Origin of the sequence: Streptomyces sp. NPDC002785 (assembly GCF_040295565.1) — a bacterium.
Lineage (GTDB): Bacteria > Actinomycetota > Actinomycetes > Streptomycetales > Streptomycetaceae > Streptomyces.
In genome coordinates this window covers 1-22,985 of the sequence record NZ_JBEOVN010000118.1, presented here as the reverse complement: position 1 = coordinate 22,985, position 22,985 = coordinate 1, and the positions used below count along the sequence as shown (strand labels likewise).

Annotated in this window: 21 protein-coding genes and 1 tRNA gene; 1 reads left to right on the top strand and 21 read right to left on the bottom strand. The window is 68.0% G+C overall.

The features are described 5' to 3' along the window. Positions 1–16: 16 nt before the first annotated feature. The 7 genes from ABTZ94_RS24390 to ABTZ94_RS24360 all read right to left on the bottom strand — a co-directional run bounded on the left by ABTZ94_RS24390 (position 17) and on the right by ABTZ94_RS24360 (position 4,253). Positions 17–89, bottom strand: a tRNA-Ala gene (locus ABTZ94_RS24390). A gap of 166 nt (positions 90–255) precedes the next feature. Beyond that, a complete protein-coding gene (locus tag ABTZ94_RS24385; protein WP_351203373.1) occupies positions 256–909 on the bottom strand; it encodes a histidine phosphatase family protein in 654 nt (217 codons plus the stop codon). Next, complete coding sequence (gene rsfS / locus ABTZ94_RS24380; protein ID WP_351203367.1) at positions 906–1,337, bottom strand: ribosome silencing factor; 432 nt, start codon at positions 1,335–1,337, stop codon at positions 906–908. Before rsfS ends, ABTZ94_RS24385 begins: the two co-directional genes overlap by 4 nt. A gap of 114 nt (positions 1,338–1,451) precedes the next feature. Next, positions 1,452–3,176: a LytR C-terminal domain-containing protein gene (locus ABTZ94_RS24375; RefSeq protein WP_351203365.1), complete on the bottom strand. Its 1,725-nt coding sequence runs from the start codon at positions 3,174–3,176 to the stop codon at positions 1,452–1,454. A gap of 19 nt (positions 3,177–3,195) precedes the next feature. After that, complete coding sequence (gene nadD, locus ABTZ94_RS24370) at positions 3,196–3,813, bottom strand: nicotinate-nucleotide adenylyltransferase (RefSeq protein WP_351203363.1); 618 nt, start codon at positions 3,811–3,813, stop codon at positions 3,196–3,198. 38 nt (positions 3,814–3,851) lie between these two features. Beyond that, on the bottom strand, positions 3,852–4,016 hold the full coding sequence (locus tag ABTZ94_RS24365; RefSeq protein WP_351203361.1) for a hypothetical protein: 165 nt from the start codon (positions 4,014–4,016) through the stop codon (positions 3,852–3,854). An 84-nt stretch (positions 4,017–4,100) separates the two neighbouring features. After that, positions 4,101–4,253, bottom strand: coding sequence for a hypothetical protein (locus tag ABTZ94_RS24360; RefSeq protein WP_176740246.1), 153 nt, complete (start codon positions 4,251–4,253; stop codon positions 4,101–4,103). 110 nt (positions 4,254–4,363) lie between these two features. On the opposite strand from ABTZ94_RS24360, the gene ABTZ94_RS24355 reads away from it, so the two are divergent. After that, on the top strand, positions 4,364–5,500 hold the full coding sequence (locus ABTZ94_RS24355) for a M48 family metallopeptidase (RefSeq protein ID WP_351203359.1): 1,137 nt from the start codon (positions 4,364–4,366) through the stop codon (positions 5,498–5,500). Here ABTZ94_RS24355 and ABTZ94_RS24350 read toward each other — a convergent pair. The 14 genes from ABTZ94_RS24350 to ABTZ94_RS24285 all read right to left on the bottom strand — a co-directional run bounded on the left by ABTZ94_RS24350 (position 5,424) and on the right by ABTZ94_RS24285 (position 22,599). Then, on the bottom strand, positions 5,424–6,554 hold the full coding sequence (locus ABTZ94_RS24350; protein WP_351203357.1) for an SCO2583 family membrane protein: 1,131 nt from the start codon (positions 6,552–6,554) through the stop codon (positions 5,424–5,426). The genes ABTZ94_RS24355 and ABTZ94_RS24350 overlap by 77 nt on opposite strands. A 242-nt stretch (positions 6,555–6,796) precedes the next feature. Then, positions 6,797–7,408 carry an SCO2584 family spore wall biosynthesis protein gene (locus ABTZ94_RS24345; protein ID WP_351203355.1) on the bottom strand — a complete coding sequence of 204 codons (612 nt, stop codon included), beginning with the start codon at positions 7,406–7,408 and terminating at the stop codon, positions 6,797–6,799. 67 nt (positions 7,409–7,475) lie between these two features. Then, positions 7,476–8,759 carry a glutamate-5-semialdehyde dehydrogenase gene (locus tag ABTZ94_RS24340; RefSeq protein ID WP_351203353.1) on the bottom strand — a complete coding sequence of 428 codons (1,284 nt, stop codon included), beginning with the start codon at positions 8,757–8,759 and terminating at the stop codon, positions 7,476–7,478. 82 nt (positions 8,760–8,841) lie between these two features. Then, positions 8,842–9,342: a DUF8830 family protein gene (locus ABTZ94_RS24335; protein ID WP_351203351.1), complete on the bottom strand. Its 501-nt coding sequence runs from the start codon at positions 9,340–9,342 to the stop codon at positions 8,842–8,844. 143 nt (positions 9,343–9,485) lie between these two features. Beyond that, a complete protein-coding gene (proB, locus tag ABTZ94_RS24330; protein WP_351203371.1) occupies positions 9,486–10,571 on the bottom strand; it encodes a glutamate 5-kinase in 1,086 nt (361 codons plus the stop codon). Between the two features lie 164 nt (positions 10,572–10,735). Next, the gene (gene rfbC / locus ABTZ94_RS24325; protein WP_351203349.1) at positions 10,736–11,332 is read right to left on the bottom strand and encodes a dTDP-4-dehydrorhamnose 3,5-epimerase; all 597 of its coding nucleotides are present in this window, start codon (positions 11,330–11,332) and stop codon (positions 10,736–10,738) included. A 62-nt stretch (positions 11,333–11,394) separates the two neighbouring features. Continuing rightward, a complete protein-coding gene (locus ABTZ94_RS24320; protein WP_351203347.1) occupies positions 11,395–13,386 on the bottom strand; it encodes a glycosyltransferase family 2 protein in 1,992 nt (663 codons plus the stop codon). 139 nt (positions 13,387–13,525) lie between these two features. Further along, the gene (locus tag ABTZ94_RS24315; RefSeq protein ID WP_351203369.1) at positions 13,526–14,320 is read right to left on the bottom strand and encodes an O-methyltransferase; all 795 of its coding nucleotides are present in this window, start codon (positions 14,318–14,320) and stop codon (positions 13,526–13,528) included. A 156-nt stretch (positions 14,321–14,476) separates the two neighbouring features. Next, a complete protein-coding gene (gene rfbD, locus ABTZ94_RS24310) occupies positions 14,477–15,361 on the bottom strand; it encodes a dTDP-4-dehydrorhamnose reductase (RefSeq protein WP_351203345.1) in 885 nt (294 codons plus the stop codon). Then, the gene (gene rfbB / locus ABTZ94_RS24305) at positions 15,358–16,344 is read right to left on the bottom strand and encodes a dTDP-glucose 4,6-dehydratase (protein ID WP_351203343.1); all 987 of its coding nucleotides are present in this window, start codon (positions 16,342–16,344) and stop codon (positions 15,358–15,360) included. The genes rfbD and rfbB overlap by 4 nt, the downstream gene beginning before the upstream one ends. After that, on the bottom strand, positions 16,341–17,411 hold the full coding sequence (locus ABTZ94_RS24300; protein WP_351203341.1) for a glucose-1-phosphate thymidylyltransferase: 1,071 nt from the start codon (positions 17,409–17,411) through the stop codon (positions 16,341–16,343). The genes rfbB and ABTZ94_RS24300 overlap by 4 nt, the downstream gene beginning before the upstream one ends. A gap of 142 nt (positions 17,412–17,553) precedes the next feature. After that, entirely contained in the window at positions 17,554–18,780 is a 1,227-nt protein-coding gene (locus ABTZ94_RS24295) for a glycosyltransferase family 2 protein (protein ID WP_351203339.1), read from the bottom strand. A gap of 139 nt (positions 18,781–18,919) precedes the next feature. Further along, positions 18,920–20,965 carry a hypothetical protein gene (locus tag ABTZ94_RS24290; RefSeq protein ID WP_351203337.1) on the bottom strand — a complete coding sequence of 682 codons (2,046 nt, stop codon included), beginning with the start codon at positions 20,963–20,965 and terminating at the stop codon, positions 18,920–18,922. 134 nt (positions 20,966–21,099) lie between these two features. Further along, entirely contained in the window at positions 21,100–22,599 is a 1,500-nt protein-coding gene (locus ABTZ94_RS24285; RefSeq protein ID WP_351203335.1) for an SDR family NAD(P)-dependent oxidoreductase, read from the bottom strand. Between the last annotated feature and the right edge of the window lie 386 nt (positions 22,600–22,985).

The following is a 22,985-nucleotide window of genomic DNA, read 5'->3' as shown; positions in this document are numbered from 1 at the left end:
GACGGGATCTTGATTGTGGAGCTAAGGAGAATTGAACTCCTGACCTCCTGCATGCCATGCAGGCGCTCTACCAACTGAGCTATAGCCCCGCTGTTCGCTCTGTTTCCCTGCGTTTCCGCGCTGCGAACAAGAAGAACTTTAGCCTGTGACCAGCCAGAAAGCGAAATCCGGCCGACGCCGCCCGAAGGTGGCCTCCGAGAGCCGTCCGGGCCCGCCCCACAGACAGGCCCCTGGCACTCCCAGGCCGCGGCGCTCCTACGTGTCGTCGCCGAGCACCGGCTCCGGCAGCGTGCCGGCATTGTGCTCCAGCAGGCGCCAGCCCCGCGCGCCCTCGCCCAGCACCGACCAGCAGCAGTTGGAGAGCCCACCGAGCCCTTCCCAGTGGTGCGCCTCCAGGCCCAGCAGCCGACCGATGGTGGTGCGGATGGTGCCGCCGTGGCTGACCACGACGAGCGTGCCGCTGTCGGGCAGTTTCTCGGCGTGTCCGAGTACGACCGGGGCGGCCCTGTCGGCGACCTCGGTCTCCAGCTCACCGCCGCCACGACGCACGGGCTCGCCGCGCTTCCATGCGGCGTACTGCTCGCCGTACAGCCCGACGATCTCCTCGTGGGTGAGGCCCTGCCAAGCACCCGCGTAGGTTTCACGCAGTCCCGAGTCGTGCGCCACTTCGAGGCCGGTGATCGCGGCAAGCTCGGCGGCCGTGGCCACCGCCCGCTGCAGATCGGAGGCGACGATCGCATTCGGCTTCAGCGAGGCGAGCAGCCGGGCGGCCCGCTGGGCCTGCCCGACGCCGGCCTCGGTGAGCGCGATGTCCGTGGAGCCCTGGAAACGGCGCTCCAGATTCCATGCCGTCTGGCCGTGTCGCCAGAGGACGATCCTGCGGCCCCTGCCGCTCCCGCTGCCGTTCAGCTCTGTCCACCTTCCGAGCTGCCGGTGAGCTGGGCGTGCTCCGCGGCCTTGCCTCGGGTCTTGACGGCGTCCTCGGGGAGCGCGATCTCGGGGCAGTCCTTCCAGAGGCGCTCCAGCGCGTAGAAGACCCGCTCCTCACTGTGCTGGACGTGGATGACGATGTCGACGTAGTCGAGGAGGATCCAGCGCGCGTCGCGGTCGCCCTCACGGCGTACCGGCTTGGCGCCGAGCTCCTTCTGGAGCCGCTCCTCGATCTCGTCGACGATCGACTTGACCTGGCGGTCGTTGGGGGCCGAAGCCAGCAGGAAGGCGTCTGTGATCGACAGCACGTCGCTGACGTCGTACGCAATGATGTCGTGCGCGAGCCGGTCGGCGGCCGCCTGAGCGGCGGCGTTGATGAGCTCGATGGAGCGGTCCGTGGCGGTCACAAGCAGGCTTTCGTCGGCGGTCAGATCAACCTCTAGGGTCTCACGGACCGCCGACAGCCCACGCAGCGAACGTTCGAAGATCGAATCGACATCATCCGGGCCGTGCGGCCCCGGTCATTTGATCTCGTAGTTCTGGCCGAGCACGACGGACACATCCGCGTTCGCGGCGGGCTTGCCCTGCTTCAGCGCGCTCGTCGGCAGGCCCAGGGTATGGGCGACCTGCGTCGCCTTGTCCTTGTCCGCCGCGGTCTTGTAGACGACCTCCGACAGGGCCGCGGTCTCGACCGTTCCGCCGCCGGCGAAGGCATAGCCGCCGTTGACCAGCTTGATCCGGGCGGACTCCGTGCTGTCCTTGTCACCGGTGGCGTTCTTGATCCCGACCCGCACCGCCGCACCGGCGTCCGGAGCCTTCACCGTGCCGCCCAGGATGTCCTTGACGACGCTCTCGATGGCCGCGTCCGTGAGGGTGCCGTCGGCCTGCACCGGCAGCAGTGCCGTCTTGTAGTCGCCGACCTTGGCGTGCTCGGCGAGCTTCGCCAGCGAGGCACCGAGGTCCTTCTCGGGGAGCGACGGGTCGAGGATCTGCGCCAGCGTCTGCACGGTGACCGTGGCGGTCTTCGGGTCGTCCGAGGTCTTTCGCAGAACGCCCCGCATGACCTCCCCGAACCGCATGAGCTGCTTCGCCTCGTCCTCACCGGGCGCCTGGTAGGTGGCGTACGCGACGGCCATCTGGCCGCTCAGGGTCTGCGCCTCGCCCTTCTTCACCAGAGGGGCGGCGCCCTTCTTCGTGTCGGGCACTTCGGTGTCGGTGTCGACCTCGATGCTGCCGACCAGATCGACGAGAGTCTCCAGATAGGGAGTGTCGAGCCGCCACGTGCCGCTGATCTTGGTGCCGAGCAGTGTGTCGATGGAATCGCGGGTGCCGGTGGTGCCGTCGTCCTCGACGGACTTGCCGAGGGTGGTCGTGACGCCCTCGTCGTCGGAGACCACGAGCGAGTTGGGGAGCAGGACCGTCGTCCCCTGCTTGGTCGTCACATTGTCGACGAGCAGCGCCGTGGAGGTGCCGCCCTTCTTGGTGTTGTGCAGATGGAGCACGATGACGTCCCGCTGCTGCGGACCCGTCGACGCGGTGTTGTCCTTCTCCGAGCCGGAGAGGCCAGGGATCTTTCCGGCGGACCAGAGGTAGCCGACACCGCCGACCACGACCAGGACCACCACAACTATCAGCGCGACCATGCGGTTGCGGCCACGACGCCGTGCCTCTTCGCGCCGCTCGCTGCGGCTCTCGGTGAACTTCAGCCAGTCGATGACGTCTTCGGAGTCCTCGTCGGGCTCCTCGATGAACGAGAACTGCTCGGTGCGGCCATCGCGGTCGGCTCGGCGCTGCCCGGGGACTACCGGTTCCGGATGGGCCTCGAAGCCGGGCTCGGGCTCGAGTTCCTGCCGGGGCGGCGCGGGTGCGGGAGGGGACGGCTGCGCGGCGGCCTGCTGCGGGATGTTCCACTGCTGGGTGGTGTCGACCGCGGCAGGCTGCCGGCCGGTGTCATAGCCATAGCTGTCATAGCCGCCGTATGCCTGTTGTTCCTGTTGCTGAGGCTGTTGCGGTTGCTGAAGCTGCTGGGAGGCGTACGGGTCGTACGGCTGCACGGGCTGAGGCTGCTGAGGTTGGGCGTACGGGTCGTAGCCGTACCCCTGGTCGGCCTGATGCGGCTGCTGAGGCGCATACGGGTCGTACGCCTGCTGTCCGGGCTGCTGATACACCGGTTGCCCGTACTCGTCGTAGCCGATGATCTGCGGCTGCTGGTAGTACGGGTCGTACGGGTTCTGTCGGTCGTTCACCGGTGCCCCTCTGCGTGGCTCATTCGCCGCGGTACAGCTGCCGCTTGTCGATGTAGCGGACCACACCGTCCGGCACCAAGTACCAGACCGGCTCGCCCTTTGAGACCCTCTCACGGCAGTCCGTGGACGAGATCGCGAGCGCGGGCACCTCCACGAGGGAGACCCCACCCTCCGGCAGCCCGGGGTCCGTGAGCAGGTGCCCCGGCCGCGTCACACCGATGAAGTGGGAGAGCGAGAACAATTCGTCGGCGTCCCGCCAGGTGAGGATCTGGGAGAGTGCGTCGGCGCCGGTGATGAAGAAGAGGTCCGCATCGCCATGGAGCGCGCGCAGGTCCCGCAGCGTATCGATGGTGTACGTCGGCCCGCTGCGGTCGATATCGCTCCGGCTGACCGAGAACTGCGGGTTGGACGCCGTCGCGATGACCGTCATCAGATAGCGGTCCTCGGCCGGGGAGACGTGCTTGTGGCTCTTCTGCCACGGCTGCCCGGTCGGAACGAAGATCACCTCGTCGAGGTGGAACTGGGCGGCCACTTCACTGGCCGCCACCAGGTGTCCATGATGAATCGGGTCAAACGTCCCGCCCATCACGCCGATTCGGCGCTTTCCACGGCCGGTAGGCACTTCCTGCTCTCCCATGCGTGCAGAGCCTACTGGCACAGCTGTACGCCTTCGCCTCAGCGGTCGCGGTTGAAGCGAGTAGTGATCCACAGCAGGAGCATCAGCACGATGAACGCACCGCCCCCGGTGACATACGGGCTGAGGCTTTCGTGGTTGCCACCGTGCTCTCCGCCCTCGGCGGCGAGAGTGACCAGCTGGTGTGCAGTGGTTGTGAGGCTCATCTTCGGCAGGACCTATCGATCGGGAGTCGGAAGGAAGACGTCGCGCACATCGTATGCGGGCGCCCCGGGCACGCTCACGCCGACTCAGTCGTTGTTGTCGTCGTTGCGGTATCCGCGGAGCAGGAACCAGCCGAGCAGGACAGCTCCGACGAGCGAGGCGAGCAGCACGATGCGGAGTGTGTTGCCGGGCCCCTGGTCCTCGGATGCGGCGGCGAGCAGAGCAACGGTATGCGGCATGTCGGGCGTCTCCTCAGTTATCCACAGCCCCCCGCACACCGTAGCCCCAGCACCTACGCTGGGATTTGTCAGGGGGCGAGCGACGTCTCGTACGAACAGGGGGCCCATTCATGACCGAACACAGCCACGAGAGCCACGAGAACGTGCCGAGCAGGCAGCGCAGGCGTTTCGCAGGGATCTCGTCACGGGCCTACGAACACCCGGCGGACCGCTCGGCCCTGGTGGCCCTGCGCAAGCTGAGCGGTTTCGACACCGTGTTCAAGACACTGAGCGGTCTGCTGCCGGAGCGCAGCCTGCGACTGCTCTTCCTCTCCGACTCCGTCAGGGTGAGCGACGCACAGTTCGCCCATCTCAACGAGATGCTGCGGGACGCCTGTTACATCCTGGACCTGGAGAAGGTCCCGCCGATGTACGTCAACCAGGACCCGCAGCCCAATGCCATGTGCATCGGTCTCGACGAGCCGATCATCGTGGTGACGACGGGGCTGGTGGAACTCCTCGACGAGGAGGAGATGCGGGCCGTCATCGGCCACGAGGTGGGACACGCCCTCTCCGGCCACGCCGTGTACCGCACGATTCTGCTGTTCCTCACCAATATCGCGTTGAAGGTCGCCTGGATCCCACTCGGCAATGTCGCGATCATGGCGATCGTGACGGCACTGCGCGAGTGGTTCCGCAAGTCGGAGCTGTCGGCAGACCGGGCGGGGCTGTTGGTCGGGCAGGATCTGCAGGCATCGATGCGCGGTCTTATGAAGATCGCGGGCGGCAATCATCTGCACGAGATGAATGTGGACGCCTTCCTCGCCCAGGCCGACGAGTACGAGAAGGGCGGCGATCTGCGCGACTCGGTCCTCAAGATCCTCAACCTGCTGCCCCGCTCGCACCCCTTCACCACGGTGCGTGCGGCCGAGCTGAAGAGGTGGTCCGAGACCCGCGACTACCAGCGGATCATGGACGGCCACTACCCGCGACGCGACGAGGACAAGGACACCTCGGTGACGGACTCCTTCCGGGAGTCCGCGGCGCACTACGCGGACACGGTGCGAACCAGCAAGGATCCGCTGATGAAGCTGGTCGGCGACATAGCGGGGGGCGCCGGAGACCTGGGCGGCAAGCTCCGCGACAAGTTCACCGGTCAAGGAGGCGGGAGCTCAGCCGGCAAGGGCGGCGCTACGGACGGCTCCGCGAGCTCTGCGGGGCCCCAGGAGCCGCGGAACCCTGATGAGCCGGGGACTGCCGGGAGCTGACCGTCAGCGTCCCGCAGAGCGCCGCCGTGGGCCGGTCCGTCGCGTACGGGTCGGTGCCCGCGGGGCCGCGGGAGACAGCGTGCTGCCCGGCGAGCAGCGGTCGCAGCGCACCAGTGGTGTCCGCCGGGCACCCCTGCGGTCCGGCCTGTACATAGCTGGTGCGCAGCTCCAGCCGGTGCAGCCGCAGGTCTTCCCGGTCAAACCGGAAGTTCAGCTCGCGCCGCACGGTGAAGAGCGAGGCCCCGCCCGCCCGTTGGGGCCCCGAGGCCGCCGGGCGGAGCGTGTACGTGAAGGTGTGGTCCGACGCCACCTCCAGGGTGTCGGCCCCCGCCTCCGTGTAGCTCAGGGTGCCCCGGACCCGTATGTCCGGAGCGGCCAGTGCCACCTTCGCCGGATCGAAGCGCACCAGCCAGCCGGTCGCGGCATGCTGTCCGTCGTCGTCCGGCAGGCTCATGCTGCGGTCGAACTGGGCCATCTGGTCCGGGGCGAGCAGCTGTTCCACCGGCCGCACCGCGTCTCCGGTGAGGACGTCGGGGTCGAGCGAGGACGCCACCAGGTAGTCCTTGACCGTTGTGAGGGCCGTCGCCACCTGGCTGTCCGAGAAGTTGTCCGTTCCTCGGACCGCAGGCAAATTGATGCCTGCGGCGCCTGTTTCGAACTGTGCGGCGGGGCTCTTCGCGAGGAGGTCGGCGGCGGTTCCGCCGGGTACCGCACCCTGGGGAGCCAGGGGCACGACGATCGACCTCAGAGGTTCGGCCCTTCTGCCGACGGGCGCCTGGTAGGGGTGACGGAAGCCCATGTACACGGCTGCTCCGAAGGCCAGGGCGATCAGGAGCACCAGGGCGATGGCGGCCTTGGAGCCGGCGCGGAAGCTCCGAGCCGGAAGGCTGCGTACGGCACGGGCATGGTCCCCCATGCGTTCCTGGGCAGAGAATTCCTTCAGCCGGGCAGCACGCACGAACGACTCGTCGAAGACGAGTGACCGGTACTCGTCCTCACCGCCGCCCGGCGCGCTCTCGGGCGGACCTTCTGGTGGTTCTCCGCGGTCTGCCATGACTTCTCCCGACTCCACGTCACCGACCGGGGCCGAAACGCTTCGCTCTGCTTCGGCCGGATGGCTTCGGACAGGGCCTGCCCGTCATTCGCTGACGTCGCATGACTGCGCATGTACGGACGAGTGAGAAGCCCCCTCGGAGAGAGGGGTCACACCTTCAGGGTAGGTCGATTACGACCGGGGTAAACGCCCAGCCGCGAGAGAACCGTCCGAGAGTTGCCCCGGACCCCGGCCGACCGCCCTCAGGACGGGCGCGGGACCGCTGAGACCGTGGGGCGGGGGTAGCTGGCCGAGGTCGACGGGATGGCGCTGGGGACGGGGCCGGGGGCGCTGTCCACGCCGGTGGTGGCGGGCGGCGGGGCGGGGTCCTGGCGGTTGCCCGAGGTGTTGCGGTAGACGGCGCTGAAGGCCAGCGCGACCATTCCGATGCCCATCAGCACGGCGAGCAGCCAGGCCACCGGCCGGTGCCAGCGCGCCGCACCCCGATAGGGGCGCAGGGCACCGCCGTGGCGCCCATAGGGGCCGCTGCCGTACGTGTCGTCGTCATCGGGGTCCAGCGGGTCGCCGTAGGCGCTCGCGCGGCCGTATGCGCCGCCCGGCCCGTACGCCTCGTCATGGAGCTCGTCGTCCGGCGGACCGCCGCCCGCCCGCGCCCGGGACGCCTCGGCCTCGACCTCGGCGCGCGCCTGCGCAGCCGCCAGCAGCCGCTCCACGGCGGTGGGTTCATGGATCTCGGCAGCCCGTACGAAGTCCTCGTCGAATACCACGGAGGCGAAGTCCTCGTCCGCGCCCCCGCGGTCGTCGTCGGGCTCCCAGCCGTCCGGGAACGGCCTGCCCCCCACGTCGTCCGGCACGGCTCCAGACTAGCCCCGCCGGGTCGTTCTGGGCAGGGAGCCCGCAACATTCACCGAACCCGGACGGTCACCGTACGTGGCCGTCGCCCGTGACGATGTACTTCGTCGAGGTCAGCTCCGGCAGGCCCATCGGGCCCCTGGCGTGCAGCTTCTGCGTGGAGATGCCGATCTCGGCGCCGAAGCCGAACTGACCGCCGTCGGTGAAGCGCGTCGACGCGTTCACGGCCACCGTCGTGGAGTCCACCAACTGGGTGAAGCGGCGGGCCGCGGCCTGGGAGGTGGTCACGATCGCCTCGGTGTGGCCGGAGGACCAGAGCCGGATGTGGGCAACGGCAGCGTCCAGCGACTCCACGACGGCCGCGGCGATGTCGTACGAGAGATACTCGGTCTCCCAGTCCTCCGGCGTCGCCGCCACCACGGTGGCCTTGGACTCCTCGGCGTATCGGAGGACCTGCTCGTCGCCGTGCACGGTCACCCCGGCGTCGGCCAGCGCGTCCAGCGCCCGGGGCAGGAAGTCCGCGGCGATGTCCTTGTGGACCAGGAGCGTCTCGGCGGCGTTGCAGACGCTCGGGCGCTGCGCCTTGGAGTTGATCAGGATGCCGACGGCCATGTCGAGGTCGGTCTGCGCATCCACATACACATGGCAGTTGCCGGTGCCGGTCTCGATGACCGGAACAGTGGATTCCTCGACCACTGTGCGGATCAGCGAGGCGCCGCCGCGCGGGATGAGGACGTCGACGAGGCCGCGGGCCCTCATCAGTTCCCGTACCGAGTCGCGGTTCTCGCCCGGCACCAGCTGCACCGCGTCGGCCGGAAGGCCGGAGCCGCCGACCGCGTCGCGCAGCACCCGTACGAGCGCGGCATTGGAGGCGTACGCGGAGGACGAGCCGCGCAGCAGGACGGCGTTGCCCGACTTCAGGCAGAGGGCCGCGGCGTCGACTGTCACATTGGGCCGGGCCTCGTAGATGATCCCGACCACGCCGAGCGGCACCCGCACCTGTCGCAGGTCGATGCCGTTGGGCAGGGTCGAGCCGCGGACGACCTCGCCCACCGGGTCGGGAAGCGCCGCGACGTCCCGCACATCGGCGGCGATGGCGCGGATTCGCTCCGGGGTGAGGGTGAGCCGGTCGACGATCGACTCGCTGGTCCCGGCCTCGCGGGCGCGGGCGACGTCCTCGGCGTTGGCCGCGACGATCTCGCCCGTTCGCACTTCCAGCGCGTCCGCGATCGCCAGCAGCGCGTCGTCCTTCGCCGCGCGGGGCAGCGGCGCGATGTCGGCGGCGGCAGAGCGTGCCCGGTAGGCGGCCTGGGCTACCGGGGACATGTTGTCGTACGGCGAGAGCGTGGTCATGCTCGCAGAGTAGTGCGCACACTGCGGGCATACGTCACGTATCCCGTGATGCGAGACAACTGGCCCGGGGCCGCCGTCGCGCTCAGTACGGGTGCACGCCGACCGGTGCGGCCGGGGGCGGCCCGTACCCCTCGGCGACGCGCTGGTGGTACGTCTCGCGGTCGATGACTTCCAGGCCGACGATCTCCCAGGGCGGAAGCCCGGCGGTGGAGCGGTGTTCGCCCCACAGCCGCAGCGCGACGGCTGCCGCATCGTGCAGATCGCGGGCCTCTTCCCAGTAGCGGATCTCCGCGTGGTCGTTGGCGTACCGGCTGGTCAGCAGGAAGGGATGGTCGTGCGCGAGTTGTTCGAGACCGCGTCTGACCTCCTTCAGAGGAATCGCGACGCCCGAGGCACTGAGCGTGATGTGCCAGAGTCTCGACGGGGTGCGCTCCTCCTTCGCCACCGTCGGCTCGGGCCCGGTGGTCCGGTCGTCCCTGCGGTCCACGGGCCGGCTCTCGTCGAAGCCTGCACCTGCTCCGACGCTGGTCAGGGCCCGGCCACCCGTTCCTCTGGGCGGCGCCCCCGGGCGCGCTCGTCTCACCGCCGGCCTCCTGTGCATGCGATTGCTGTGCTGTACCCCGCTGTGTCCCCGTTACAAAGTTGACCAGTCCGCGGCCGACGATGGGGCGCTTTTCGTGAAGGTCTCTGCCGCAAGGCTGGACTTTCAGCCTTTTCAGGGGTCTGTCAGGGGTGCAGGACGACGAGATCGTCCCTGTGTACGACCTCGCGTTCATATGCCGGTCCGAGTTCCCGCGCCAGGTCGCGGGTGGATCGGCCGAGCAGCTGCGGGATCTCCTTGGCGTCGAAGTTGACGAGTCCGCGGGCCACTGGGCGGCCTTCGAGGTCGCGCAGTTCCACCGGGTCGCCCGCGGTGAACTCGCCCTCGATCGCGGCGATTCCGGCGGGCAGCAGCGAGCTGTGCCGCTCGACGACCGCCTGCACGGCCCCGTCGTCGAGGGTCAGCGAGCCCTGCGGGGTGGAGGCGTGGGCGAGCCAGAGCAGCCGGTCCGCCGAGCGGCGTCCGGTGCGGTGGAAGTACGTACCGGTGTCGCGTCCGGCCAGAGCGTCGGCGACCCGGCTCGCCGAGGTGAGGACGACCGGGACTCCGGCGGCCGTGGCGATCCGGGCGGCCTCGACCTTGGTGACCATGCCGCCGGTGCCGACGCCCGCCTTCCCCGCGCTGCCGATGGTGACGCCCGCGAGATCCTCGGGGCCGGCCACTTCGGCGATCCGTGAGGCGCCCGGGGTGCTGGGGTCGCCGTCGTAGAGTCCGTCCACGTCCGAGAGGAGGACCAGCAGATCGGCGCGGACGAGATGGGCGACGAGCGCGGCGAGCCGGTCGTTGTCGCCGAACCGGATCTCGTCGGTGGCGACGGTGTCGTTCTCGTTGACGATCGGGAGCGCGCCCATGTCCAGGAGCTGGTCGAGGGTGCGGTAGGCGTTGCGGTAGTGGGCGCGGCGGCTGGTGTCGTTGCTGGTGAGCAGCACCTGGCCGACGCGTACGCCGTAGCGCGCGAAGGAGGCGGTGTAGCGGGCAACGAGCAGTCCTTGTCCGACGCTGGCCGCGGCCTGCTGTCTGGCCAGGTCCTTGGGCCGGCGGTGCAGCCCGAGCGGGGCGAGCCCGGCAGCGATGGCGCCGCTGGAGACGAGCACGATCTCGCGCTCCCCGCCGCTCCTCACCTTGGCGAGTACGTCGACGAGCGCGTCGACGCGGTCCGCATCGAGGCCGCCCGCCGCGGTGGTGAGGGACGAGGAACCGACCTTGACCACGATTCTGCGGGCCTCTGTGACGCCCTGCCTGACTCTTGCCACGTGCTGTTCCCGTTCCGAGGCGGCGGTGTCTTCAGCCGGTCAGGCTACGCGAGCGGCCCGGCGGGACGCCCGCCCGTTTCGAAGCGTGGGATGCGCGGACCGCCGCGCATCCCACGCCCGGTTCAGCGTGTGCGCAGCTGTTCCCGGAAGGAGACGCAGTCCTCGTAGCGGGGCAGGAGCCCCTGCTGCTCGGCCTCGGCGAGCGTCGGCGCCTGCTCGTCCTTGGGGGAAAGCAGCGGTTCGATGTCCTCGGGCCAGGCGATGGCCAGATCGGGGTCGAGCGGATTGAGGCCGTGCTCCCGCTCGGGCGCGTACCCCTCGGAACAGAGGTAGACCACGGTCGCATCGTCGGTCAGGGCGAAGAAGCCGTGGCCGAGGCCCTCCGAGAGGTAGACCGCGTGGTGGTTCCGGTCGTCGAGACGGACGATCTCCCACTGCTTGTAGGTCGGGGAGCCGACCCTGATGTCGACGATGACGTCCAGGACGGCACCACGTACGCACTTGACGTACTTGGCCTGGCTGGGCGGCACATCCGCGAAGTGGAGGCCTCGCAGGGTCCCTCGACGGGACACGGAGCAGTTCGCCTGGACCAGGCTGAGGTCCTGGCCGGTGGCCTCACGGAAATCCGCGCCACGGAACCACTCGTGGAAGCTGCCGCGGTCGTCGGGGAACACCTTGGGTTCGTGGACCCAGGCACCTTCGATGGACAGAGGTCGCATGCTGTTCTGCTTTCTCACGGCATGTGATGCCGGTTGTTGTGGGGTGGCTGCGGGGCGAGGAACTACCTGACCAAGGTCCGCTTGATACGGCCCGCCACTCGCCGCACCCAAGACCTCTTCGGTGCGGGACCGGCGGGCTTCTTGGCTGCCGGGGCTGCCTTGACCGCCTTGGTCATGGACACCGTTCCGTCGGCGGCGACGCCGAGGGCAATCGGGAGCTTGGCCCAGCGGGGCTTGCCTCGTTTGGCGGACGGCAGGCCGAGCTCGATGTTCCAGAGGTGCCCGGCGCTCAGACCGTCCGGAAGCGGCGCGGAGAGCATGGCTCCGGCGGGGCCCGGTGCGAGAGTCGCGACGGTTTCGGCCTGACCGGCACCGGACGCGGCCTTGAAGCGGAGCGCGGCGCTCTCGGTACCGGCGGTGCGGTTCGTCGCGATGGGTACGGGCAGTTCGATCCTGCCGTCCTCCAGGACCGCGTCCTGCGGGGTGAGGCTCTTGAGGTCCCGGTCGAACCGGCTGGTGGCAAGGTCCACATCGAGGGAGAGGTTGCCGTGCGGCTCGGTCCAGTACGGCAGGACCAGCCGCCTGGGCTCACCGCTCAGGGCACCGCGTCGGCCGCTCTCGATTTCCTCGGCACGGGCCGATCCGAGGCGGACCTCCTTGGTCCAGCCACACGAGCTGATCCGGATCAGTACGTCCCAGATGCCGTCGCCCAGCGGGGCACCGTTGGCTGCGGTCTCCGGGTCGATCGTCGCCTCGGCCCGAAGTACCAGCCGGAATGTGGTCCCGTCGTCGGAGGGGATCCGCTCACGGGTGAAGTCGACCGGCTGGAAGAACTCCGCGGCGGTGGTTCGTTCCCGTGCGACCAGATCGACCTTGGCCCCGTCGACGGTCGCGACAGTGCTGACGCCGAGACCCGCAATGGCGTCCAGGGTGTCCTGTGCCAGGGGCGGGTTCAGCAGGGCCTTGTCGCCCTCGGTCCGGAAAGTCATCGGTTCGCCGTCGGCCTGGTACTCGGCGGTAAAGGCCGCTCTGAGCGCCGTGCCGTCCCACTTCAGGGATTCCAGGAAGCCGGTGGGCTTGATCCCGGATTCCCAGCGGGCCAGTTCTTCGATGTCGGCAAGGCGGTCGTCCACGACGAGCGCGGCGACGATCTGCTGGGTGGGCTGCATCCCCTGCGCGACACCGGGACCGAATCGTTCGGTGACGACACCCCGGATCTCGGTGTACAACTCCTGACGGTAATCCTCCGGCAGCTGCAACAGACGCTTGCCTCGAAGGCGCTCGACCATCTCGTTGCGTAGCCAGCGACGGTACATGCTGTCACGGAGCGGGCCCGGTTCCGTGTTCTTTTCAACGATGTCGAGGGCTTCCCGGAGGTTCTTGTAATAGCCGCCCGGGTCGAAGCGCTGGAAACCGGCGTTCGAGGCGTCCTCACGCTTGATGTGGTAGTAGCACAGGTAGTCACTGAGGACCGAGATGTTGGAGGCGAGCAGGTAGGTCTCGACTACGAAGACATGGTCCTCCAGGCGCCGACGGCCCTCGCGGAAGCGGATGCCGTTGCTCTCCAGGAATTCCTTGCGGAACATCTTGTGCGGCGTGAGGCTGTCCATGAGCGGGGCGTTGGAGACGTGGGCGCGCGGACGGTTCGTCCGGAAGAGCTCCACCGGCACCGGGCGGCCTTTTCCGGCCATTTTCCCGATGATGACGTCGGCTTCGTTCTCGACGCCGTAGTTGTACATGCGCTCCAGCGCCTCGTCGCCCAGCCAGTCGTCGTTGTCGACGTACATGACGAACTCGCCCCGGGCTGCGGCAGTGCCGACGTTACGGGGCCTTCCCGACCAGCCCGAGGCTTGCTGGTGGATGACATGCATGTGGGGGTACGCGGCGGCGATCTCGTCCAGTCGTGCCGGGGTGGCATCGGTGGAGCCGTCGTCGACGAAGATGGCCTCGTACTCGTCGTCCGGCAGACTCTGCCGCAGCAATGAGGAGATGCAGTCCTCGATGTACTCGCCCGGGTTGTACACCGGAATGACGACGCTGACCTTGACGGACATGCAGTTAGCCCCAAAAAGAGAGGAAAGGCCCCGGCGTCTCATCGCCCTGGGAACATGTGCGCATCAGATTATCCCGAAGCGCCATCGGAACGGCCCGACGCGGTCCCGGGTCACTCCTCCCCCGCTCGGCGCCCGCGGCTCAGCCGGTCAGCGACTCGATCTGGCGGCGCAGCGGCGCGTAGGCCGAGCGCGGACGGCGCAGATTACGGACGCGGACCAGCGAGGGCCAGAAAGCGGCTCCGAGCAGCGCCTCGGGCTGTAGAGCGTTCTTGCGTACCAGCAGCTCGTCGGGGACAGCCTGCGGGTCGGGTACGACGTATTCCTCGATGATCTCGTCGTACGCGTTCTTCAGCACCGTGCTGTCGGGGTCGGCGCCGAAGATCAGGACGATGCCCGTGGGCTGGGTGTCGACCTCGACCACGGTCAGGTCGGGGCGGAAGCGCCGCAGCACGGTCGCCACCTTGTAGACGTCTCCCGTCCAGGCGTCGGTGTGCCGGTCGCGGGCCGCCTCGTCGACATCGCGCGGCAGCATGTCGTCCAGCACGATCACGCTCGACCAACGGGCGTGCTTCTCGACGTTCATGAAGTCGCGCAGGGCGTACTCGAAGAGGTGCATGCCGTCGATGAAGGCGAGTTCCAGCTTCGGATCCCCGCCGAGCACATTGAGCGGATCACGGCGGGCGAGGGCGCGGAACGGGTTGCGGCCGTTGCGCAGATGCAGCAGCGGGTCCTTGCGGGCGAAGAAGGCGTCGCTCGTCGCCTTGACCAGGTGGACGTCGCAGCTGATGTCCGTCACCACCCGGAAAGCGGGGTCGACGGCGACGGAGGGCACCCGCGAGAGGGCCAGGCTCCTGCCGTCGTTGACCCCGATTTCCAAATAGTTCCGAGGACGGTAGACGCGGTGCAAATGACGCAGAAAGTCATGGCGGTTCACGTGGAGCAGCCCTTCGAAGGAAACCAACTGGCCTGGTCCCCGGCGAAGTTACCCCATGACTACACTGCGATGTAAGCGTTCTCCTCTATATAAACCCTCGTTGTTCACATCTTTGGAATTCGACAGGATTCGGCCATCGGTACGATCATTCGACGATCACGGCCGCTCTGTTGCGAGGAGTGCCGGGAATGCCTCTTCCAGCGCCGCCCGCCAGTCCCTGATCGGTTCGATCCCGGCCGCCGCCCAGCGGTCGTGTCCCAGCACACTGAAAGCGGGCCGGGGAGCCGGCCGCACGAAGGCCTCGCTGGTCGTGGGGCGGACGCGCGCCGGGTCGGTGCCGAGCAGCCGGAAGATCTCCCGGGTGAAGCCGAACCAGGTCGTCTCGCCGCCGCTGGTGCCGTGGTAGACGCCCGCGGGGGCGGTGCCCACGAGAGCGGCCTGTCCGAGCCGGACCAGTCGGTCGGCCAGATCGACGGTCCAGGTGGGCTGTCCGCGCTGGTCGTCCACCACGTCGAGGGTGTCCTTGATGCCCTCCAGCTTGATCATCGTACGGACGAAGTTGCCGCCGCCCGCGCCGTAGAGCCAGGCGGTACGGACCACGTAACCGGTGTCCGGCAGGGTGTCGAGCACGGCCTGCTCGCCGGCCAGTTTGGTGCGACCGTAGGCGCTGCGCGGCCCGGTGGGGCCGTCCTCGGCGTACGGCTTCTCGCCGTCCCCGGCGAAGACGTAGTCGGTCGAGACCTGAAGGAGGACGGCACCGTGTTCACGACAGGCCGCGGCAAGGACCTCGGGGCCCGTGCCGTTGACCCGCAGCGCGGCGTCCTCCTGGGACTCGGCGTCGTCGACAGCCGTCCAGGCGGCGCAGTTCACCACGACGGACGGGCGGTGCTTGTCAAAGCCGGCGCGCACGGATTCGGGGTCCGCGATGTCCATGGCCGCACGGTCCGCGGCGACCGCGGTGACGTCCTCACCGGCGAGCCGGGCCAGGACGTCCTGGCCCAGCATCCCGGCGGCTCCGGTGACCAGCCAGACGGCGCTCACAGCGCGGCCCGGTCCTTCAGCGGCTCCCACCAGGCGCGGTTGTCGCGGTACCACTGCACGGTCTCGGCGAGTCCGGTGCGGAAGTCCTTGCGGGGCTCGTAACCGAGCTCCTCGCGGATCTTGGTGCAGTCGACCGAGTAGCGGCGGTCGTGGCCCTTGCGGTCCTCGACATAGGTGACGCTGGTGTCCCAGTCGGCGCCGCAGGCGTCCAGCAGCAGGCCGGTGAGTTCCTTGTTGGAGAGCTCGGTGCCGCCGCCGATGTTGTAGACCTCGCCCGCCCGGCCCTTGGTGCGGACCAGTTCGATGCCCTGGACGTGGTCGTCGATGTGCAGCCAGTCGCGGACGTTGGCGCCGTCGCCGTACAGCGGGACCGTCTTGCCGTCCAGCAGGTTGGTGACGAACAGCGGGATGACCTTCTCGGGGAAGTGGTGGTGCCCGTAGTTGTTGGAGCAGCGGGTCACCCGTACGTCGAGGCCGTGGGTGCGGTGGTACGAGAGCGCGATCAGGTCACTGGACGCCTTGGCCGCGGAGTACGGCGAGTTGGGCGCGAGCGGGTCGGTCTCGGGCCAGGAGCCCTCGTCGATCGAGCCGTAGACCTCGTCGGTGGAGATGTGTACGAAGGTCTTGATGCCGGCCAGGTGCGCGGCGTGGATCAGGGTGTGGGTGCCCACGACGTTCGTACGGACGAATTCGGCGCCGCCGTCGATGGAGCGGTCCACGTGAGACTCGGCCGCGAAGTGCACCACCTCGTCGTGCTCGGCCATCAGCTTGGAGACCAGCTCGGGGTCGCAGATGTCGCCCTGCACAAACCTGAAACCGGAGTGGTCGCGCACCTCGTCGAGGTTGGCCGGGTTGCCCGCGTAGGTGAGCTTGTCGAGCACGGTGACGGCGATGTCGCCGGGGCCCTCGGGGCCGAGCACCGTTCGGACATAGTGCGAGCCGATGAAGCCGGCGCCGCCGGTCACCAGGATGTTGGTGGTCATGAGGAGATCTGCACCTTGCTGTGGTCGCCGAGTACGAGTCGGTGGGCGGACGGGGAACGGGGCGCGGGGGTCACTTCGACGTCCCGGCCGATGAGCGACGCCTCCACACGGCGGACACCGGCGATGGAGGCGCCCCGCAGAACGATGGAGTACTCGATCTCGCTGTCCTCGATCCGGCAGTCCTCCGAGACCGATGTGAACGGGCCCACGTACGCGCCGCTGATCACCGACCGGGCGCCGATGATCACGGGCCCGACGATGCGGCTGCCGCTGACCTTGGCGCCCGCCTCGATCCGCACCCGGCCGATGATCTCGCTCTCCTTGTCGACCTCGGCCTCCTCGTGGGACGGCTCGATGGTCTCCAGGACGGTCCGGTTGACCTCCAGCATGTCGGTGACGTTGCCGGTGTCCTTCCAGTACCCGCGAATCGTGGTGGAACGGACGTCGCGCTTCTGGTCGATCAGCCACTGGATGGCGTGTGTGATCTCCAGCTCGCCCCGCCAGGAGGGCTCGATCGAGCGAACGGCCTCGTGGATGGCGGGGGTGAAGAGGTAGACGCCGACAAGCGCCAGATCGCTCTTGGGCTCCTTCGGCTTCTCCTCCAGGGCCGCCACCCGGCCGTCGGCGTCGAGCTCCGCGACACCGAAGGAGGTCGGGTTGGGCACCCGGGTCAGCAGGATCTGCGCATCGGGCTTGTCCGTGCGGAACTCCTCCACCAGACCGGTGATCCCGCCGACGATGAAGTTGTCACCGAGGTACATGACGAAGTCGTCGTCCCCCAGGAAGTCACGGGCGATCAGCACCGCGTGGGCGAGGCCGAGCGGCTCGTCCTGCGGGATGTACGTGACCTCGATACCGAGCTGGGAACCGTCACCGACCGCCTCGCGGATCTCCTGAGCGGTGTCGCCCACGATGATGCCGACTTCGGTGATGCCGGCTTCCGCGATGGCTTCCAGGCCGTAGAACAGCACGGGCTTGTTCGCCACGGGCACCAGTTGCTTGGCCGAGGTGTGTGTGATGGGACGCAGGCGGGTGCCGGCCCCTCCGGATAGAACGAGAGCCTTCACGTGAGCGAGTCCCCATGGTGAGATGTCGGTCCTGTCGCGGGCGCGACGTTTGGACGAGTTTACTGAGCTTTCTCGGTGTGATCTTTCGCGTGTATCGGTTTCGCGGGCCGGACACGTGACCCGCTCCTGGGAGGAGCGGCTGCTACCCGACGCTCAGCCGCGACTTCCAGCGGCGTACGTCCCTGCGCATCCTGCGCGCCACACGCCTGGGCAGCGAGGCCCGGCGGGCGGCGGCCTCCGGCCGTTCGATGCGCTTGCCGTCGCGCCAGTCGGGCACGGTGACTTCGTAATTGGAGTCGGCCAGACCGGCTGACTTGTCGCGGAAGTGCGGGTACGCGAGATAGAGCTTGTCGCCCTTGCGCGAGCTGACCACCTCCGGGACCGTCTTCGCCCGGAGATACCGCAGTAAGTCGATCAGCAGGTCCATACGACCCCGTGCCACGCAGGCGAGCCGCAGCCGCTCGGCCACCTTGATCAGCCGGGCCACTCCGTCGTTCCAGTACGCGTCCATCAGCGGAGCCGCGAGTTCCATCTTGTGCCGCCGGACGTCCTGCGAATCCTTCAGTACCACGGGGCCGAACTGCTGCAGCATTCCCACCGTGAAAGGACGGACCATCAGGAAGTCCCGCTTCGGCCCCGCGGGCTCGATCCGGTGAATGAGCGCCATCATGGCGCGCATCGAATCGAAGCGCCATTCATAGGTGCCGCTCTTCGTGACGTGCTTTCCGTCGTCACGACCCACCAGGTAATAGCAGATGTAGTTGGAGATCACAGATACTCCGGAGCCCCGCAGATAGGCCTCCATGGTGAAGAGGGCATCCTCACCGGTTTTGAGATTCTCGTCGAATCTCAGAGAGAGTCGCTCCAGCATTTCGCGGCGGAAGAGCTTCTGCGCACTCAGCGTGTAAATGACCTTGGAGTTGTAGACGTCGACACGGGCCTTGGTAGCTTTCCACATCGACTGCGGCGCGCCCCTGTTCACACCGACCACCTTGCCGAGCACCACATCGGTGCCCGCGCGGTCGGCCATGGCCACCATCCGCTCCAGGGCCTCATCCCCGAAGTAGTCGTCCGCATCCAGGAAAAACACGTAGCGGCCGCGGGCCAGGCCGAGGCCCACATTGCGCGGGCCACTGGGACCGCCGGAATTCTTCTGTCTGATTACTCGGGTCGGGACCTGGGTCCGGGCTGCGAACTCCTCCAGGTACTCACCTGTGCCGTCGGTGGATCCGTCGTCCACGGCGACAATTTCGATCCGGTCGGCGCCGAGAGTCTGCGCCTCCACGGATTCGAGACAACGAATGAGGTAGGGCATCGCCTCATATGCACCGACCACCACGGTCACGTCAGGAATTTGCGTCTCGTTCACACAAGCAGAAGACAGTTGGACCGCTCCGTTGGTTGTCTGACACCGCGCACCCGAATCGTGATGCTCATCACAAAGCCCGGCGCAACCTTTTGGGGCTATGCCGGGCCTTGCTAGATCATGTAATGCGAATGGTGGACTTTCAGCCACCCACGGGCTCACCCAGGGTCTTCGCCACTCCGGCGTTCCGTGCCTCGGACTTGACCGCGAGCGCCTTCATAGCCGCGTTGAACCGTATGAGGGACGTGGGCTCGTCCGGGCCGAGAAGGTACTGCTTCAGCTCTCGCCGGGCCTCGGCGAGCGTGTCCGCACCGGGATCCGTCACCGCGTCGAGCAGGGCGTCCAGCTCGGTCGCCGAGTTGGAAAGGATCACCGCGGCGCGTACCGCGGTGTTCTGCCGGCGGAACTCGTCCTCGCCCAGAGCGGCCGAGTCGGTGACCGCGTACGGCTTGCCGCTCGCGATGAAGTCGGACACCACACTGGAGATGTCCGAGACCATGGCATCCGACTCGTTGAAGCAGTCGTACAGCCGCATCTGGGAACCGGTGACGACCCTGTGCTCCCACCAGCCCTGTGCACGCCAGGCGGCGGCGTTCCACTCGTCCTTGAGCCTCGCGGTCTCGGCCTCGCGCGCCGGGTCGGCCAGCGACTCCCGGGACAGTTCCGCCTCGTCCCGGGCGGTGCGGCCACCGCTGGAGAGTTCGGCCAAGCGTGCCTCGATGCGGGCCAGCTCGGCCCGGGCCTCGGCCTGCTCGCCCTGCAGAGCAGCCGATTCCTTCGCCCAGCGGCTGTCGGTGGCGCGCTGGGCGGCGGCCTGCTCGATCAGCGCGGTGATGCGCAGGTGCACGGCCTTGGCCTTGGCGCTGCGAGTGCCGGTGAAGGGGTGCGGCTTGTACAGCAGCCGGATCGGCTGCTGCGAGTTCAACAGCCGCTTGACGATGTTCTCGCCGGCCAGCAGCAGGGAGGTGTTACCCGGGTTGTCGTCCCAGCCCTCCCAGGTGGGGGCGTACAGCACGGTCGGGATCGGGTTCTTCGGCGCACCGGACCACGGCTGGATGGCGGCCAGCTGCGGGCGGCCCACCTCGACGATGTCCTCGTCGCGCACACCGACATCGGCCAGCGCGTAACGGTCGCGGCCGGCCCGGCCCGCGGTCCACACCTCGTCGTAGACCTTGCTGTACGGGTTGACGCTGGCGAGCTTGTCGCTGTCGCCGTGGCCGATGAAGACATGCTTCATCGTCGGCACCCTGAGCAGGTGGATGTTCTTGCCGACGTTGGCCGCATAGAACGCGACCCGTACCGACGAGAGGTCCAGGTTCATCAGGTGCACGCCGCCGGGCACGCAGAGCACGGGCACCGACGTCGTGGCGAGCTGCGGGACGATGTTGCGCTCGCGCAGCAGGATCAGCGGGCGTCCGCCGAGCTGGGCCATCGTCTCCAGCCACATGTTGACCTGGTAGGCCGAGTCCTTGGAGCCGGAGAAGTACAGCAGCACGGTCGGCCGGTACTCGGCGAGCCAGTCGCCCACGGCGTTGAGGACCTTGGTTTCCGGCGGTACGAGCCGGCTCGGCCGGACGTACGGCAGGAGCGCCACCAGGTAGCCGACCGCGAGGCCGAGCGTGAGTCCGAGGCCGATGTAGGCGACGGCGGCCCGGCCGGTCTCGACCGCGACCATCACACCGATCACCGAGAAGACGTCCAGGTGCAGCATCTTCTCCGCGGGCCGGTTCATCAGCAGCTGCGGCGGGGCATCCGCTATCCGCACCGACGCGACGTCGATGTTGCGGGTGACCACCGGCAGCTTGCGGCGCAGCCGGACGAGGGTGACCATCGCGCTCTGCGGCGCCTGGAGTCCGTAGAACGCCAGCAGACAGGCGACCGTCACGTAGAAGAGCGTCTGCTCGCCGTATCCCATACGGGAGAGCAGCAGGATGAGCAGCAGCTGGCGGACCAGGAATCGGATCGACAGTCCGGCACGGACGGCGGCGAGCCGGTTGATCAGGTAGCTGCCGCAGTGGTGCAGATACCGGTCAGCAAGGTAAGTGGCCGCGGTGGCCGCGGCGAAGAACCAGAGATTGGGGATTATCGCCGCGAGCATTATGCACGGGAACCCCAGAGCCACCAGGAGCGCGGCGGCCAGCTCCGAACCGCTGCCCACCCGAGCCAAGCGCATGGCTTTCGAAATCACGAAGTACCGCTCCCGAGGGTGCCGACTGTTTTTACCTTACGAGCAAAATGTGAAGGCAGAGCTTCACGAATTCGGACCCCTGCGGTGCGCCGCTGGCGCCCGTAGGGGTCCGAATAGTCGATTGTCAAGCAGTATTACACATCGGCCTGTCGGTCCAGGACAGCGGCCAGGGCCTGTTCGAAGCCCGACGCCTCGGAGGCACCACGGGTCGGGTCCTGCTGGCGTACGTCGATGACATGGCCGGTCATCTCGGAGAGCAGAACGTCGAGGGAGGTCCTGGCGACCGCCTCGGAGGAAAGCAGTGTGCCCGCGGGTTCGTCACCGAACGCCTTGGTGCGCATCGGCGTGGCGGTGCGCTCCGGGTTCACGCAGTTCACCCGCACTCCGTCACCCGCCCACTCGTCCGAGAGCGCCTGGGTGAGGTTCACCATGGCGGCCTTGGTAGACGAGTAGAGGCTGTACTCCGCGCGGCCCCGGGTGTAGCTGCTGGAGGTATAGAGCAGCAGCTGCCCCTTGGTCTCGGCGAGGTACTTGTACGAGGCTCGGGCGATCTGCACGGGCGCCAGGTAGTTGACGTTCAGCGCTTCCTGGATGGTCGTGTTGTCCGTCTCGGCCAGCTTGCCGATGCGGAGCACACCCGCGGTGTTGATCACGTAGTCGACGCGGCCGGTTTCCGCGTACGCCTTGGAGAGCGCGTCGTCGACGTGCTCCGGGTTCTCCACGTGCGTACCGGTGGTGGAGCGGCCCAGGGCGTAGACGGTTGCGCCGTAGGACTCGGCGAGCGTGGCAATGTCCGCGCCGATGCCGTACGAGCCGCCGAAGACGACGAGGGTCTTGCCGGTGAGCAGCTCGCGGTAGGCGGCGTCGCCGGTCGGCTGCGGGACGGCCGTGGAGGCCAGCTGGAAGAGCTTGTCCGTGATGAAGACGTCGACCGGCTGGGTGACCTTCATGTTGTACTCGTCGCCCGCGACGACGTAGATCGGCACGTCGGGGAGGTACTTCAGGACGACCGAGCAGTCGTCGGTGGCCTGGAAGTTCGGGTCGCTCGCGGCGACCTCGTACGCCCGGCGGATCGTGGAGAGCTTGAAGGCCTGCGGCGTCTGGCCGCGGCGCAGCCGGGAGCGGTCGGGCACATCGGTGATGAACTCGCCGTCGCCGCCGTGGGTGCGGGTCACGATGATCGTGTCCGCGGACGGGATGGCGACGTCGACCGCCTGGTAACGGTCCAGGGCGTCGACGCAGTCCTTGATGACACGCTGCGAGAGCAGAGGGCGCACAGCGTCATGGAAGAGGACGTTGCGGTCCTCCCCCTCGGCCAGGCCCTCACCGAGGGCCCTGATGGCGCGCTCGGTGGTCTCGTTACGGGTGGAGCCGCCCTCGATCACCTTGGTGACCTTGGTGAGTCCGGCCTTGGCGACGATCTTCTCCACGTCGGGCACATAGCCCGGAGCCATCAGCACGATGACGTCGTCGATGCAGTCGGCCTGCTGGAAGATCGACAGTGTGTGCTCGATGACGGCCTTGCCTGCGATCTTCAGCAGCTGCTTGGGAATGGACAGGCCCACGCGCTGGCCGGTACCGCCGGCGAGCACGACTGCTGTGGTTCGGGCTTTGGCTATGTGCTGCGCAGACACAGACGACCTACCTTGAGGGCTGGGAGATAGAGCGATGGTTGCACTCTCCGTTACCGTCTCGCAAGGCGGACGTCGGCTGCTGCACGCCGTATGGAAACCGTGCGTTGCCTTGCGATCAGGGCGAATACCGGAATTGACACTTCCCGGCAGAGTGATCGACACCACACGGTTGAGCGGCATGAATCACCCTTGAGCGTGTCCGGCGCCGTCGGTTGCGTGACGCCGAGGGTATGACCAGCCGCCGGACGGGTGTGCGGACCGAACCCGTCCGGCAGCGCCGGCTGCCCTAGATGTACTCGGCCGACACGTTGGTGACACACATCCGTCGGTAGTTGATCAAGGGAGGACCTCCGGGCGTAGTGGAGATTGGCGTCTTCACTCACCTC